We start from the raw sequence: 15,398 nt of genomic DNA on the forward strand, positions 1-15,398 counted from the left end.
CAACAAGGACAGCAACGTCATGAACCTGCTTGACATGATCGATTTCCCGAGCAATCTGCGCGATCTGGATGAGCGTGAGCTTCAGCGCCTCGTGGACGAGGTTCGGGAATTCGTGATCGAAAGTGTGTCGAGTACCGGCGGCCACCTGGCATCGAACCTCGGTGTGGTGGAGTTGTCGGTTGCCCTTCACTATGTATTCGACACGCCGCAAGATCGCCTGGTGTGGGACGTGGGGCACCAATGCTACCCGCACAAGATCCTGACGGGCCGAAAAGCGGCCATGGCAAGCGTGCGGAAAGTGGGCGGGATGGCCGGTTTCCCCGCGCGCGAAGAGTCGCCTTACGACGCGTTCGGTGTCGGGCACGCCGGCACGTCGATTTCGGCGGCGGTCGGCATGGCCCTGGGCCTGCGCGGTCGGGACGCCCGCGTCGTTGCGGTGATCGGCGATGGCTCATTGTCCGCGGGGATGGCGTATGAAGCGCTGAATCACGCAGGGTCCTGCGAAACGCTGCCGCTGACGATCGTTCTGAATGACAACCGCATGTCGATTTCACCGGCGGTCGGCGGACTGAATGATCATCTCGAGGCGCTGGTTACGCGCTGGCGCGACGAAGCGAACGTCCCCATATCCACGCTATTCGAAACGCTAGGTCTGGACTACGTCGGTCCCATCGATGGCCACGATATGGCGAATCTACTCGCCACGCTGCGGGACGCGAAGACACGCAACCGGCCGCACGTCATCCACGTGGTGACGAAGAAAGGAAAAGGTTATCGACCTGCGGAACTGGAGCCCGTTGCGTACCACGGGCCGAGCCCGTTCAAACCCGATACCGGGTTGGTGCGCAAGAAGGGCGGCAAGCTGACCTATAGCCAGGTATTCGGTCAATGGTTGTGCGACGCGGCGGCAACGGATGAGCGCATCTTCGGCATCACGCCCGCGATGAGCGAAGGATCCTGCCTGACCGGATTCGAGCGTCGTTATCCGGATCGCTACATCGACGTGGGTATCGCAGAACAGCACGCCGTCACGCTGGCGGCCGGCCTCGCCGTTGAGGGAATGAGGCCCGTCGTCGCCATCTACTCGACGTTTCTTCAGCGCGGCTATGACCAGCTGATTCACGACGTCGCCCTGCAGAATCTGCCGGTTCTGTTCGCGCTCGACCGCGCGGGGATTGCCGGGGGCGACGGCGCCACGCATCTGGGTGCGTTCGACATCGCGGCCCTGCGTTGCGTGCCGAATATGGTGGTGATGACCCCGTCCGACGAAAAGGAATGCTATCGCATGCTGAACACCGGCCTTGCGTGGCCTGGACCGTGCGCCGTGCGATACCCGCGGGAGACAACGGGATCTGAAGTCATTGAGCAGACGAAAGAAACACTGCCGCTCGGAAGAGGCGTGGTTTGCCGCGTCTCCGGCAAGCGGGACAGCGCGCGGGTGGCGTTTCTCGCGTTCGGGCCCTTGCTCTCGGTCGCGATGGAAGTCGCAAGGGAGATCGATGCGACCGTGGTCGATATGCGCTTCGTCAAACCGCTCGATGAAGACTTGTTGCTGACGGTTGCCAACGAGCACGAGGTGATCGTGACGATCGAAGAAGGCACCGTGCTCGGCGGAGCGGGCGCCGCATGCGCCGAGCGGATCGCGGCGGAAGGGTGGGCCGTACGTATGCTGCGGCTCGGACTTCCCGACGCCTTTGTCCCGCACGGCGACCGTGCCGAACTGCTCCGTTTGAATGGTCTGGGAGTCGCAGGCGTGCGGGAAGCCGTCCTGGCGTTCACCGAAGCGGTAGACCTGCTCGACCCGGTTGAATGACTGCCCTGTGCCTCCGGTTTGGGTTACGCGATGTAAAGAGTGAATTGAGGCTGGCCTGGTTGGTGGCATGGGGCGTTGATCCTATAGTTATCGAGACTGGATATCCAGACAGAGAGGTGAAAAATGAAGTTCGCGATGAAAACTGAAATCCGCCCGGACGATCTTTCGACGATCGTCCATGCGATGAAGTCGGTGGACGCCGACGCGAAGGTCGATGTCGATGTTGGCGCGCAAACCGTGAGCGTCGATTCGTGGTTGATGCCCGAAGAGTTTCTGGTTGCGTTCTACGACGAGGACATGGATGTCGGCATTGCCGAGTGGTAGGAAACAGTCAGCCGTCAGCCACGGTGGCCCGGATGCGACGCATCCTGGCCCATAAACAGCCGTATTGCTGACGCGCGCCGCTTCAATCGTTGTCAGAATTCTTGGAACCCTTTCTCACAGTATTTCCAGGCGCACGTCAAAAGAGTGCCGGGTGGACTGTGCTTCATGCGGAGAACCCGCTGACGCTGTCGTCCACGAGCTGGTAGGGGACATACGCTGTTCTTGAGTCGGAAGGGAAATGATCCGTTGTGTTTGGCCGCTGACCGCATCAGCGCCCGTTTCCGTGCGAGCCTCGTATGTCCCAGAACCCGATTATTGCTCCAGAAAGCTCCCAGAAAGCGCCACTTCCCGGCGAACCGATGTCGGGCGCCGACATCATCTTGCGCGTACTTAGCGAACAGGGTGTCGATACCGTGTTCGGCTATAGCGGCGGCGCGATCCTGCCGACCTACGACGCCGTGTTCCGTTTCAACGAACTGCACGCCGACAAGCCCGAGCGTCAGATCAACCTCGTCGTACCCGCCAACGAACAGACCGCCGGCTTCATGGCCGCGGGATACGCGCGCGCGAGCGGAAAGGTCGGTGTGTTCATGGTGACGTCCGGTCCCGGCGCGACCAATGCGGTGACACCGATTGCCGATTGCAATGGCGACTCGGTCCCGGTGGTTCTCATCTGCGGGCAGGTGCCGCGTGCCGCTATCGGCAGCGACGCTTTCCAGGAAGCGCCGGTGTTCAACATCATGTCGGCGTGCGCCAAGCAGGTGTTTCTCGTTACCGACCCGGACAAGCTCGAACAAACGCTGCGCACGGCGTTCGAAGTCGCGCGCACCGGCCGTCCCGGCCCAGTGGTAGTGGATGTGCCCAAAGACATCCAGAACTGGACCGGCACCTGGCAGGGGCATGGCACGCTGGCGTTTCGCGGCTACTCCGACCGCCTTCGCAAGGTGGCGAAGGGAGCACGTCTCGAAGCGGGCAAGCGCGACGAATTCTTCGATCTGCTGGCGCAAAGCAAGCGCCCGCTGCTGTATGTGGGCGGGGGCATCATCACGGCCGGCGCCACGGCGGAATTGCGCCAGTTCGCCGAGCGCTACCGCATTCCCGTGGTCAACACGTTGATGGGGCTCGGCACGATATCCGTGAAGCACGAGTTGGGGCTCGGCATGCTGGGCATGCACGGCGCGGCCTGCGCGAACTACGCGGTGGAAGACTGCGACTTTCTGATTGCCGTGGGCGCGCGATTCGATGATCGGGTCGCCGGTGGCCGCCCCAATGCATTTGCTCCGCGAGCGCGCCATGTTGCGCACATCGATATCGACGAAGCCGAAATCAACAAGGTGAAGCGCGCGCACTGGACTCACGTGGGCGACGCGAAAGACGCGTTGCTTTCTCTGATGCAACACGAAGCGCACGTGCAAGCGCCTTTGGCTTGGCTCGACCACATCAGGGAGCTGAAGCAGCGCTACGGCATGAACTATGACCGCGCGAGCCCGCTCATTCAGCCGCAGTTCGTGGTGGAAAAGCTGAGCGAGATTACCGGCGGCCGGGCCATTGTCACCACGGGCGTGGGCCAGCACCAGATGTGGGCCGCGCAGTTCTTCGATTTCGTGGAGCCGCGCAGCTTTCTCACGTCGGGCAGCATGGGGACAATGGGCTTTGGCCTGCCCGCTGCAATCGGCGCCCAGATGGGACGCCCGGATGCCCTCGTGATCGACATCGACGGTGACGGCAGCATGCGCATGAATATCGGCGATCTGGAGACCGCGACCACGTATGGCGTGCCGGTCAAAGTGCTGCTGTTCAACAATGTCGGTGACGGGATGATCCGGCAGTGGCAGCGTCTTTTCTACGACGGGCGCCTGTGCGTGAGCGACAAGTCGCTTCATCGAAAGGACTTTGTCATGGCCGCGCGTGCCGACGGGTTCGAATTCGCGCAGCGCGTCGAGGTCCTGAGCGAAGTCGAGGAAGCGCTCCGGGCTTTCGTGGCGTTCGACGGTCCGGCTTTCCTCGAAGTCATGATCGATCAGGATGCCGATGTGTTTCCGATGGTTGGGCCCGGCATGAGCTATTCGGAGATGATCACCGGCCCGTTCATCCCGTCGAGGGATGGCGAGGAGTCGGGGGGCGCGCGTGCAGGTCATCAAGCGGCTTCTGACATGTTCTAGGCCAGCATGGCAACGCCACTCTGCTTGTGAAGAGCCTTTCGTCTTTCCGCCATGTAACAAAAGAAGTTCTGGCTACGGCGTTTATCGAGTGAGGCCAGAAACCTATAGTCACTCTGATGGCTGGGAGCGATGCGGGGCATGGGGTCCTGCGGGCCCCGCGTTGTCTCTTCACTTGAGCGAGCAATGAAATTGATCTATGTTGGCGATCCGATGTGTTCGTGGTGCTATGGCTTTGGCAAGGAGCTTTCCGCGCTTGTCGCGCGCGTGCCGGACTTGAAACTGGAAATCGTGGTCGGCGGGATTCGCGCCGGCGCGACCGATGTGCTCGATGCGACCGGCAAGTGTTTCCGGTTGCAGCACTGGCAACGTGTGGAAGCGCTGAGCGGCTTGCCGTTCAATCGCGAAGCGTTCATGGCGCGCGAGGGGTTCGTCTACGATACCGAGCCGATTTGCCGCGCTGTTGTGGCGGCGCGCCGCTTCGCCAGTGGCGATGCCTTGCTTTCGGTGTTCCGTGCGCTGCAGAACGGCTTCTACGTGCAAGGGCTGGATACGACCGACGGTCGCGTGCTGAGCGATATCGCCGTGACCGCGCTGGATGCTGTAGGCGTTCAGGTAAGTGCCGACGCGTTCTACCAGGCGTGGGAAGCAGCGGAAACGCAGGAAGAAACGCAGCGCGATTTCGCCCGTGCGCGAGCGCTTGGCGTCGCGTCGTTCCCGACCTTGATGCTTGAAGAACAAGGCCGGACGTACGCCGTGCATTCGGGCTATGCGAGCGTCAACGTACTCGAAGAAAGGCTCAATGAGATCGAGGGGCCGCTTGCCTGATCGTTTTGATCCGGGTTGTTCGAAGCGGGCTGCGCAAGCGATTGCGCAGCCCGCTTCGAATTGACGGACCGAGTCGGGAATCAATAAGGAGTGTGATGCAATGAACGACAGCAACGAAATCGTCGAACTCGTGCAGCGCTATTTCGATGCCACCTGGCGCGGCGATGTGGAACAGCTGAGAAAGGTGTTCGACGCGCGCGCGATCGTGGCGGGGGAGGTGAATGGCCAGCCCTACTACAAGACGATCGACGAGTATCTTGCGGGTGTGGCAATCAGGAAATCGCCGGCCGAATTGGGCGAACGGGTCGAAACAGAACTGCTGATGCTCGATGTCCAGCAGAACATCGCGACGGCGAAACTGCATGTGCGCATGCTGGGTTTCAATTACTACAATTATTTTTCGATCATGCGCCAGCGCGACAGATGGCTCGTCATCACGAAGACGCTGACCAACGTGCAATAAGCGGCCGCCACGCGCCCGCGCCCCGGCGAGCCATCGAGGCCGGGGCGCGGGCAATGCTCAACCGCTTAGTGACCTGCGCTCTGGCCGCCGTCCACGTGCAGGATCTCGCCCGTCACGAACGGTGCCGAGTCGAGATAGAGAATCGCATTGACGATGTCGCTCATTTCGCCCATGTGACCGACCGGATGCATCGCGCCGAGCGCGGCGTGCGTTTCGGGAGCATGCATCGGCGACTTGATGATCCCAGGCGAAACCGCGTTGGCACGAATGCCCGCGCGCGCATATTCGATTGCGAGCGAGCGCGTCGCAGCGTTCAAACCACCCTTGGTGAGCGAGGCAAGAACGGACGGGACTTTGCTGTTCGCCTTGTCGGCAAGCGTGGTGGTGACGTTCACCACGTGGCCGCTGCCGTGCTTCTGCATCGCTTCGATCGCATATTGCGTGATGTGGAAGAAGCCGTTCAGGTTGACGTTCAGGATTGCGGCGTAGTCGTCGGCGGTGTACTGCGTGAAGGGCTTCGCAATGAAAATGCCCGCGTTGTTGACGAGCGTATCGACACGGCCGAAGTGCTCGATGGCGGCGTCCACCACGCGGCGAGCCGTGGCGGCGTCGCCGATGTCGCCGGCCACGGCGACATAGTCGGCCTCAGCGGCCGGCGTGATGGAGCGGGCCGTGGCGACCACGCGATGGCCCTGCGCGCGGAAGGCCTTGACGGTTTCGGCGCCGATGCCTTGCGATGCTCCGGTGACGATGACGACCCTGGAAGTGCTCATTGTGTGTCTCATAGTATGGGTAAGTCGGCCGGGTGGCCGTTCGAATCGATGGATCCGATGGAAAACCACTGTAGGCGTATCCGTTGCGAGTGCGAACACACACCATGGACAAAGAGTCTTGCGCCGCGAGAACAAATCGCGGCGGGATGGCGATTGCGCCCGTGGCAATCACTCAGGCGGCGGCCTCGGTCGTGTGGGACTGTTGGCGGTATTGCCGGGGAGTGAGCTTGAGGCGCCGTTGAAACACCATGCGCATGTGCGCGGCGTTATGAAAGCCACAGTCGAACGCGACGGTTTTCATCGGCATGTTGCATTCCTCCAATAGCCGCTTTGCGGCACCGACACGGACCTGGTCCACGAATGCGGAAGGGGTCGTGTGGAGATACTTCGCGAAGATTCTCGATAACGTGCGCCGGCTCACGTAGACCGCCTCGGCGAGCTGCTCTATCGAAAGCACATCGGAAAGATGGTCGTCGATATGGCGATGTACTTTTCCGATAATCGAACTTTCATCGCCTGGAGGCGCAACGTAAGGATGACGTTGGTAGGGCTCGCTTTGCAGATTGGCGCCAAGACGTCTTGCCACCTGTTCGGCGAGCTTCTGGCCCCAGTCTTGCGCGACGAGCGCGAGGCCCAGATCGAGTCCGGCGGTCGTGCCGGCAGACGAAATCAGGCGTCCATCGCGAATCAGGTTCTTGTCAGGACGTATGCGGGCACGCGGGAATTCGCCGGCCATACGGCTCGCGTCGGTCCAGCGCGTGGCAATCTCCCTGCCATCGAGCAGACCGGCGCGCCCGAGCAGCCATGCGCCGTTGCAGACGCAGCCGTATCGCTTCGACTCGAGTGCGCGGCGCCGCAGCCAGTCCAGGAAATCCGGTTTCGGCCCGTCGTGCGTGGCGTGTGCGGAGCCTGTCACCAGCAGCACGTCGATGTTCGCGCGAAAGTCCCCATAGACCCACGGCACGCAAAGCTGCATCGCGTTCGAGCAGGCGACCGCGCCTGCGTGCTCGCCAACGAGGGGCACCTGATACTGGCGCGTCTCGCCGAGCAAACGGTTCGCTTCGCAGAACACGTCGAGCAGGCCTGCGATATCCATGGCCTGTACACCGTCAAGCACCACAATAGCGACTTTCATTTTGCACACCCAACCTGAGCAGTGATCCCGATAGCGCGATGGCCCACTGGAAAAAGGTTAGGCGTGCAGCGCCAGGCTGACCATTCTCCGAATGGCTGAAGCTGCATCTTGCCGGCATGTGGTCCCTCATACGCAGGGATGAGCCGCGTAGGTCCCAGGCGTGGTACGCGAAAAAGAGCGAGGCTGAAAAGTATGATTTATGTGGGTGCCTGCTTCAAAGGAAGTCATCGCCCACGGTGTGCAAGCGGTGGCGATAAGTCTTGCTATTGCTTACCATATGGCGAGCATCGGCACTTTTTCGCCATCACGAACTTTTCGAAGATCGAGCGATGAAACACGATAGCGTTGGGACGCGAAGTGAACAACTACCGGACTCGCTCGTGTACGTGATCGACGACGACGAGTCCATTCGTGGTGCGCTGACCAGTCTGCTCATGTCAGTGGGCATCGAGGTGCGGGCGTTCGAATCGGCTGACGAATTTCTCGCCGTGCAAATGCCGGACGTGCCGAGCTGCCTCATTCTCGACATCCGGTTACGCGGCGAGAGCGGCCTCACGCTTCAGCAGGAAGCCTTCAAGGAGAGCATTCGATTTCCCATCGTCTTCCTGACGGGACATGGCGATATCGGCATGACCGTCAAGGCGATGAAAGCGGGCGCTTTCGATTTCATGACGAAGCCATTCAAGGACCAGGATCTGCTCGACACGATCGCCGCCGCGCTCAAACGCGATGGCGAATTGCGGCGCCAGGCGAGGCTCGTCGCGGGTATTCGTCAAGCATACGATTCGCTCACGGCGCGCGAGCGCGAAGTCATCGGTCTGGTCTCGGAAGGTCTGTTGAACAAGCAGATCGCGGACCTGCTGTGCCTGAGCGAGGTCACGGTCAAGATCCATCGGGCCCAGGCCATGCACAAACTCAATGCGCGCTCCGTGGCCGAACTCATCAAGAAGTTGCAGCAGGTGCAGCCGGCTCCGCAGAGCGCCAGATAGGCATTTTGCATTCGCTGCGCCATGGCTGCCTGCGTCGGCGCACGGATCTCGCCCCGCTAATACGCACTGTCACAAGAATCATCCGATAGTGTGATTGCTGCCCCCTCGGCGCGCCTGTACTTTGCAGAAAGATTCTACCTTTCTGCCTCATTTCGATGGCCACCGGACCCCAGATAAAACCAGCGCGGCCGCCTGCGACGATCGGCATGGTGGACGACGATGAATTCGTCCGGATGGCGCTGTCCAGTTCGCTGCGTTCGGCAAGCTGGAACGTGATCGACTACGCATCTGCACACCATCTTCTGGACGATGCGCGCCGCTCGACACTGAAACTCGTCGTCGCCGATATCCAGATGCCGGGCATGGACGGCTTTGCGCTGCTCGAGTCGATCAAGCGATGGAAGCGTCCCATCCCCGTCATTTTCGTGACGGCGTATGTGACCGAGGACGTGCGCGAGCGCGCAAAAAATAACGGCGCCGCCGGTTTCTTTTCGAAGCCCGTGGATGACGCAGGACTTCTCGCACGGATTAGTGAATTGCTGAAAAAGTGATGCGGCCGAACGCCTGAAATTCGGGCGCTGCCGGGCCTGGCGAAACGGCGGCTATGCCGGCCGCCCATGCAGGCCATCCGGATGTATTAGACGCGCACGCGGCTGCATAGGACATCACACCACATCGGACGATACCGTCGCGCGGCTTGCGCGCCTACGCTTTGAATCGTCGGGCAGGGCAAAACACTTGTGAGGTGCGAGATGGATCAGCTTTACATGTTGCGTGCATTCGTCGCCGCTGCGCGGTATCAGAGTTTCAGCAAGGCCGCCGAGTCATTGAATGTGACGACTGGGTCCGTGTCGAAAGCGATCGCAAAGCTCGAAGAATGCGTCCAGACGCGAGTCTTGCTCAGGACTACGCGGTCCGTTTCCTTGACGGACGCCGCGCAATCGTACTACCTGATTTGCTGCCGTCTGCTCGAAGAACTGGACGAAGCGAATCGGCGCATTGCGATGGAGCACGAGGTCAATGGCGGAAAGTTGCGGCTCGTCGTGCACCCCACACTGGTGAACGGCGCGTTTTCGCGGTTGATGCGGCGCTATCGCGCCATCGCTCCTCATGTGAGTCTGGTGGTTTCCGTTGAGGACCACGTCACGAATCTGTTCGACGGCCGTTTCGATATCGCCATTCTTCCGCCTCAGCTCGTCGAGCAGTCCACCGTGATTCGCCGCACGCTATTGCGCTCGCCACGCATTCTCGTAGCCGCGCCCGCGTATCTCGAGCAATACGGTGTGCCGGAATCCACTGCGGAGCTCCCCAACCATTTTCTGCTCGTCGATCCGGAAACGAGAAAGAAGAGTGCGGACTTCATCGAACTTCATGAGGGCGGCCGGAAAGTGAGTATTTCGCCCAATTCGTCGATGGAAGGCAACGACGTGCTGCTGCGCGCGGCAGCGCTCGACGGCACCGGCATTGCCACGCTGCCTGAAACCATGATTCGCGAAGATATCGATATGGGACATCTCGTGCACGTCCTGCCGGAATGCACGGCATCCGATAGCCGCGTTGAACTATGCCTTTTTTATGCTCACCGTGAACTGATCCCGGCACGGCTCAGAATGTTCGTCGACTTTTGCATCGAGTTCTTTCGGGCGCCTGCGAAGGCGGGTACCGATGACGTCATACGCATACCGCAAACGATGAAGCGAAGTGAAGCTCACGCGATGATGTCGTGACGGCTTGCCGCGAGAGGCAAACGAATTCGTTCTACGCCGAAGAGGTAGCGATGTCTTACGTATTGCACAACTGGATATTCGTTGGCAGTACTGCTTATGACGAATACACCTTCGTTCCCTGGCTCAACAGGAATGTCTATCGCCGCACGGTGGATTTGAGCCGTGTTTGTCTGCTGTGAGCGTCCGCGTGTTGTGCGCGAGCCGGATTCTCGATACTCCCATGGAATGGAAGGATCATTCCCGCGGTTGCAGGATTCTCTTGAGTAGTGAAAGTGATTAATCTGGCCAGGCTGTTTCCCCGGAGGCGTCGCCTCCATCACCTTGCTAGAGAGATTGAAATGAAATTGCTTACTGCTGTCCTCTTCGCCTGTTCGCTGTCGGCCAGCTTCGCTGTCCACGCCGAATCCGTCGCTCCCGCGCAGACGGATGCTCAACAAACGGCCCAGACCAATACGTCCCGGGCGAATACGTATCAGGCGCCGCAGCGTCCGGCCAAGACGCAGGCACGGGACGCCAATACCTGTGTGGGCCCGGTGAGTTTCTGCAACCTGTTCTTTGGCAGTTAAGGTCGCTATGGGTTGGTGCCGCGCGCATCGATCGAGCGCGATCGTGCACACACATCGGGATGAACGAGCAGTTCACCGAGCGTGCGGATCGCCTCATCGATGCGCGCCGACCAGGGATGCCCGTAATTGAGCCGTATGCAGTTTTCGAATGCGCGTGACGCGGAAAAGAGCGGGCCGGGCGCGACACTGATCCCGCGTTCGATCGCGAGACGATGGAGCGCCATGGCGTCGATGCGCTCGCGAAACGTGAGCCACAGAAAATAGCCGCCCTCGGGCCGCGTGTACTGCGTGCCTTCAGGCAGCCACCGGCGGATCGCCTCGATCATCGCATCGCGCTGCGTCTGCATGGCCAGCCGGATCTTCTTCAAATGACGCTCGTAGCCGCCATGCTCGAGGTAGTCGGCAATGCCGGCCTGGGCGGGAATGCTGGCCGAGATCGTCGTCATGAGCTTCAGGCGCTGCACGCGTTCCGCGAAGCGCCCAGCGCTCGCCCAGCCTACGCGATAACCCGGCGCCAGGTTCTTCGAGAACGAGCCGCAGTGCATGACGAGGCCACGCCGGTCGAACGCGATGGCCGGCGGCGGATAGTTCGGCGCGTAGTGCAACTCGCCGTACACATCATCTTCGATGAGCGGGACTTCGTGTTTCGCGAGCAGCTCGACTAACGCTTCTTTCTTCGCCGCCGACAACGTGACGCCCGTGGGGTTCTGGAAATTCGTCATGAACCAGCAGGCACGGATGGGGTGCTTGTCCAGCGCTTGCGCTAGCGCGTCGAGGTCGAGCCCGGTGGCGGTATCCACGGGAATTTCGACTGCCCGCAGGCCGAGCCGTTCGATCGCCTGAAGCGCCGCGTAAAAACCCGGCGATTCCACGGCGACGATATCGCCGGGCTGCGTGACCGCCATCAGACAAAGATTGAGCGCTTCCAGCGCGCCGTTGGTGATGATGATGTCCTCGGCCGGCTGCGAGATGCCAACCCGCATGTAGCGCAGCGCAATTTGCCGCCGCAGGTTCTCGTTGCCGGGCGGCAGATCGACCACCGTGCTCCACGGGCTCACGCTGCGCGCGGCCTGGCCGAGCGATTTCGCCAGGCGCGACAGCGGAAACAGCAACGGGGAAGGGAAGGCGGAGCCGAGCGGCACGATACCGGGACGCTTGGCGGCGTCGAGCACCGAGAACACCAGCTCGCTGATATCGACGGTGGCGGACTCGCCCGTCGTTGCGCGCGAGTCCGTCTTGTTGGGCTTCGAGAGCGGCGCGACGTAGTAGCCCGAACGTTCTTCGGCGCGCACGAGGCCCCACTGCTCGAGCACGTAGTAGGCACGCGCGGCCGTGGACTGACTGACACCGTGCTGCGCAATGATTTGCCGCAGCGACGGCATGCGCGAGCCCGGCTTCAGGTTGCCGGAGCGAATCTCGGCGGCCATGCTTTGCGCGAGGCGTTCGTAGCGTGTCATGCGTGCCGGTTCTTCCAAAGAGGTCATGGGTGGACTCGTGCTTCGAGCGATTTTCTCATGGTGCGCACGACCGCGAATCCGATCTGCTACGGTCAATTATGCGTCGACTGCTTCTATACGCGCTTGCTGGGAGGGCGGATCATTGCGGCCAGTGCGCATCGCAGTCCGGGTCTGTTCTCCCGGGATGCGCCGGGATAACTGCGCGAGTGCCTGGATCATCACCTAAACCCGCAGAGCTTGCGGCTCTTTTTGCCTGTAGCGTGGCAAGCCTTTCGCCCCGGTGCGCAAGTACCGGGGCGTTTCTTTGTCGGGTTCTACCGGCGCGTGAATCGGCTGCGTCGCTCGAATCGTTCGCAACTGCTGCTTTTTTTGGCAACGCGCAAGGTTGAAGATCAGGCTATCCGATCCACCTGATCGACGTAACCGGAGTCAATGATGGAACTCGTTCGAATGATGCGCATGGTTCTGTGGAGCTTTTTCGGCGTGCGCAAGAGCGCGTCGCACGAAGCCGATTTGGCCAGCGTGAACTTCAAGTGGCTGCCGTTCGTGGCGGTCGCGCTGGCCGCGATGATCGGGGCTTGCATACTGGGCGTCGTGCTGCTGGTCGCGCATTCTACGGGAACCGCACAAGGCTTCTGAGCATGCGGTGTTGCCGAAAACATGGGGCGGCGGCGAAGCATCGTGAGACGCGAGATTGTTCGGCGTTTCATAACGGTGATTTCGTCGGCGCCGCGTTGATCTTTGTGGTGCCGCGCGTAATCTGACTATCAAGAGGCGCTGCATATCACGCGACGCGATTCGCCCAGTTTTCAGGCAAGGAGTATGAGATGGATATCCTCAATCTCGCCCGACAATCCGGCATGGCGGTTGTGCTCGACGCACGCATCGGCCAGCAGGAATACCACTCCGTTCACAGCAGCGTGGCCGCGCTGGAACGGTTTGCCGCGCTGCTCGAGGCGCACAGGCAAGCGGAATCTGGCAAGCGCGTCTGATTGAATCGTGATGGCAAGCGCCACGCTTCACTCAAACAGATTGCAGCCATCACGAAACATCATTTGATGAGATTTTTGGTTCGACCTATTGTGAAGTTCACGAGAAGCGGCGGCCCCCAGTGGATCAACGGCGATATCACGGGAGAGGGCATGTCGGACACCTTCCATGGACGGAGACAATCGGATGAACCCCACGACCCTGCATGGGATTCGTAGCAATCCCCTGTTCGCCACGCTGGTCAAACGCCGGCGCAGATACATTGCCTGGCTGACGGCCATCACGCTGATTCCCTATTGCGCGTTCATCGCGCTAGTTGGATTCGCCCCCGCTTTGCTGGCCATCCGGCTTTCCGCAGACAGTATCGTCAATATCGGCTGGCCGATCGGCGTCGCGCTGATCGTCGGCAGCTGGTGTCTCACGGGCTTGTACGTTCGCCGCGCCAATGGCGAATTCGACGCGCTCACCGCTGAGATCCTGGCGGGAGCGAAACCATGAAGCGCGCCGGTCTTGCTCTCGTTTTCCCGCTCCTGCTGGGCGTCGCGACTCACGTGGCGGCTGCTGAGGTCCTGCACGACGTCGAACGGCGTCCCCTCAATCTCACCGCGATCGCGATGTTCCTGGTCTTCGCCGTGGCGACGCTGGGCATCACGTACTGGGCGGCGTCGCGCACCCGTTCGATGGACGACTTCTACACCGCCGGGGGCGGCATCACCGGATTCCAGAACGGCATGGCGCTGGCCGGCGACTATATGTCGGCGGCGGCGTTGCTGGGCGTGACCAGCATGATCTTTTTCCACGGCTACGACGGCGTGATCTACGCGATCAGCTTTTTCGTCGCGTGGCCGCTGCTGCTGTTCCTGTTCGCGGAGCGCATCCGGAATCTGGGCCGCGTGACGATTGCCGACATCGCATCGTACCGGCTAGACCAGAACCGGATCCGGACGATGACCGCCTTCGGTTCGTTGACCGTCGTCTGCTTTTACCTGGTTGTCCAGATGGTCGGTGCGGGGCAGTTGATCCAGTTGCTGTTCGGTCTTCCCTATAACGACGCGATTATCGTGGTCGGCTTGCTGATGGTGGTCTATGTGACCTTCGGCGGCATGGTGGCCACCACGTGGGTGCAGATCATCAAGGCCGCGCTGATGCTGTTCGGCGGCACATTGCTGGCCGTTCTCGCACTGTACCGGTTTGGCTTTTCGCTGAACGCGCTGTTCGGGCAGGCGGTCGCCGCGCACAGGAACGGCACGCACATTCTGCTGCCGAGCGGGCAGGTGTCCGATCCCATTGCGCTGATTTCGCTCGCGATCGGCCTGGTGTTCGGCACGGCGGGGCTGCCGCACATCCTCATGCGCTTTTTTACCGTGCCGGATGCGAAAGAAGCGCGCAAGTCGGTGTTCGTTGCCACGGGCTTCATCGGCTTCTTTTATCTGGTCATCATGGTGCTCGGCGTGGCGGCGATCGCGATTGTCGGCAGCAACCCGTCGTTCTATGTGGGCGGCCTGACGGGCGGCAAGCTAATCGGCGGCAGCAACATGCCAGTCATGCATCTCGCCCAGGCGCTCGGCGGCAATCTGCTGCTCGGTTTCCTCTCGGCCGTTGCGTTCGCGACCATCCTCGCTGTCGTGTCCGGGCTCACGATGGCGGGTACTTCCGCCATCTCGCATGACCTCTACCTGATGGTGCTCAAGAAGAACCGGGCCGATCCCGCGAGCGAGCGGCGGGTCTCCAGAATCGCATCGGTGTGCATAGGCGTGGTGTCGGTGCTGCTGGGCATCGTGTTCAAGGATCAGAACATCGCCTTCCTCGTCGCACTGACTTTCGGCGTCGCCGCCTCGGTAAATTTTCCGGTTCTCGCGCTTTCGATGTACTGGAATGGGCTGACGACGCGCGGCGCGCTCACCGGCGGCATCGCGGGCCTCGTGAGCGCCGTCACGCTCGTCATTCTGTCGCCCGCCATCTGGGTCACGGTGCTGGGCCATGCGAAGGCGATCTTCCCCTACGACTATCCCGCCATCGTGTCGATGAGCATCGCGTTCCTGTGCGCCTGGCTGGGTTCCGTTACGGACCGCAGCCAGCGCGCGCAGCGCGAGCGGGACGACTTCGGCGAACAGGCCATCCGCGCGCAGACCGGCTTCGGCGCGTCCGGAGCGGTGAGCCACTAGAGAACGCCA

Annotated in this window: 16 protein-coding genes; 13 read left to right on the forward strand and 3 right to left on the reverse strand. The window is 61.2% G+C overall.

Annotated elements, in window-relative coordinates; translation table 11 throughout:
• Window positions 1-19 precede the first annotated feature (19 nt).
• From dxs to AB3X98_RS19045, 5 genes are all read left to right on the forward strand, one after another.
• Window positions 20-1,813, forward strand: coding sequence for a 1-deoxy-D-xylulose-5-phosphate synthase (gene dxs / locus AB3X98_RS19025; protein WP_069265957.1), 1,794 nt, complete (start codon window positions 20-22; stop codon window positions 1,811-1,813).
• A 123-nt stretch (window positions 1,814-1,936) separates the two neighbouring features.
• The gene (locus AB3X98_RS19030; RefSeq protein WP_069265958.1) at window positions 1,937-2,137 is read left to right on the forward strand and encodes a hypothetical protein; all 201 of its coding nucleotides are present in this window, start codon (window positions 1,937-1,939) and stop codon (window positions 2,135-2,137) included.
• A gap of 296 nt (window positions 2,138-2,433) precedes the next feature.
• Window positions 2,434-4,299, forward strand: a complete 1,866-nt coding sequence (gene ilvB / locus AB3X98_RS19035) for a biosynthetic-type acetolactate synthase large subunit (protein WP_368602539.1) — start codon at window positions 2,434-2,436, stop codon at window positions 4,297-4,299.
• Window positions 4,300-4,482: 183 nt separating this feature from the next.
• Window positions 4,483-5,124: a DsbA family protein gene (locus AB3X98_RS19040; protein ID WP_368602540.1), complete on the forward strand. Its 642-nt coding sequence runs from the start codon at window positions 4,483-4,485 to the stop codon at window positions 5,122-5,124.
• 100 nt (window positions 5,125-5,224) lie between these two features.
• Window positions 5,225-5,587, forward strand: a complete 363-nt coding sequence (locus tag AB3X98_RS19045) for a nuclear transport factor 2 family protein (protein ID WP_342948921.1) — start codon at window positions 5,225-5,227, stop codon at window positions 5,585-5,587.
• A gap of 65 nt (window positions 5,588-5,652) precedes the next feature.
• Here AB3X98_RS19045 and AB3X98_RS19050 read toward each other — a convergent pair whose 3' ends face one another.
• Both AB3X98_RS19050 and AB3X98_RS19055 read right to left on the reverse strand, forming a co-directional pair.
• Entirely contained in the window at window positions 5,653-6,360 is a 708-nt protein-coding gene (locus AB3X98_RS19050; protein ID WP_069265962.1) for an SDR family NAD(P)-dependent oxidoreductase, read from the reverse strand.
• A 172-nt stretch (window positions 6,361-6,532) separates the two neighbouring features.
• Window positions 6,533-7,495: a GlxA family transcriptional regulator gene (locus tag AB3X98_RS19055; protein ID WP_368602541.1), complete on the reverse strand. Its 963-nt coding sequence runs from the start codon at window positions 7,493-7,495 to the stop codon at window positions 6,533-6,535.
• 329 nt (window positions 7,496-7,824) lie between these two features.
• On the opposite strand from AB3X98_RS19055, the gene AB3X98_RS19060 reads away from it, so the two are divergent.
• From AB3X98_RS19060 to AB3X98_RS19075, 4 genes are all read left to right on the forward strand, one after another.
• A complete protein-coding gene (locus tag AB3X98_RS19060; RefSeq protein ID WP_069265964.1) occupies window positions 7,825-8,484 on the forward strand; it encodes a response regulator transcription factor in 660 nt (219 codons plus the stop codon).
• A gap of 206 nt (window positions 8,485-8,690) precedes the next feature.
• Complete coding sequence (locus AB3X98_RS19065; RefSeq protein WP_368602542.1) at window positions 8,691-9,035, forward strand: response regulator; 345 nt, start codon at window positions 8,691-8,693, stop codon at window positions 9,033-9,035.
• A 216-nt stretch (window positions 9,036-9,251) separates the two neighbouring features.
• Window positions 9,252-10,211: a LysR family transcriptional regulator gene (locus AB3X98_RS19070; protein ID WP_368602600.1), complete on the forward strand. Its 960-nt coding sequence runs from the start codon at window positions 9,252-9,254 to the stop codon at window positions 10,209-10,211.
• A 338-nt stretch (window positions 10,212-10,549) separates the two neighbouring features.
• Complete coding sequence (locus tag AB3X98_RS19075; RefSeq protein ID WP_368602543.1) at window positions 10,550-10,777, forward strand: hypothetical protein; 228 nt, start codon at window positions 10,550-10,552, stop codon at window positions 10,775-10,777.
• 5 nt (window positions 10,778-10,782) lie between these two features.
• Here the strand turns inward: AB3X98_RS19075 and AB3X98_RS19080 are convergent, their stop codons facing one another.
• Entirely contained in the window at window positions 10,783-12,234 is a 1,452-nt protein-coding gene (locus tag AB3X98_RS19080) for a PLP-dependent aminotransferase family protein (protein ID WP_368602601.1), read from the reverse strand.
• Between the two features lie 435 nt (window positions 12,235-12,669).
• On the opposite strand from AB3X98_RS19080, the gene AB3X98_RS19085 reads away from it, so the two are divergent.
• The 4 genes from AB3X98_RS19085 to actP all read left to right on the forward strand — a co-directional run bounded on the left by AB3X98_RS19085 (window position 12,670) and on the right by actP (window position 15,389).
• A complete protein-coding gene (locus AB3X98_RS19085; RefSeq protein ID WP_069263591.1) occupies window positions 12,670-12,873 on the forward strand; it encodes a DUF2970 domain-containing protein in 204 nt (67 codons plus the stop codon).
• Between the two features lie 188 nt (window positions 12,874-13,061).
• Window positions 13,062-13,226 (forward strand): hypothetical protein, encoded by a 165-nt coding sequence (locus AB3X98_RS19090; protein ID WP_368602544.1) that lies wholly within the window; start codon window positions 13,062-13,064, stop codon window positions 13,224-13,226.
• Between the two features lie 184 nt (window positions 13,227-13,410).
• Complete coding sequence (locus tag AB3X98_RS19095) at window positions 13,411-13,722, forward strand: DUF485 domain-containing protein (protein ID WP_368602545.1); 312 nt, start codon at window positions 13,411-13,413, stop codon at window positions 13,720-13,722.
• Window positions 13,719-15,389 carry a cation/acetate symporter ActP gene (gene actP / locus AB3X98_RS19100; protein WP_368602546.1) on the forward strand — a complete coding sequence of 557 codons (1,671 nt, stop codon included), beginning with the start codon at window positions 13,719-13,721 and terminating at the stop codon, window positions 15,387-15,389. The genes AB3X98_RS19095 and actP overlap by 4 nt, the downstream gene beginning before the upstream one ends.
• Window positions 15,390-15,398 lie beyond the last annotated feature (9 nt).

Source organism: Paraburkholderia sp. BR14312, from assembly GCF_040948675.1.
In the GTDB taxonomy this organism is placed as follows: Bacteria; Pseudomonadota; Gammaproteobacteria; order Burkholderiales; family Burkholderiaceae; genus Paraburkholderia; species Paraburkholderia nodosa_A.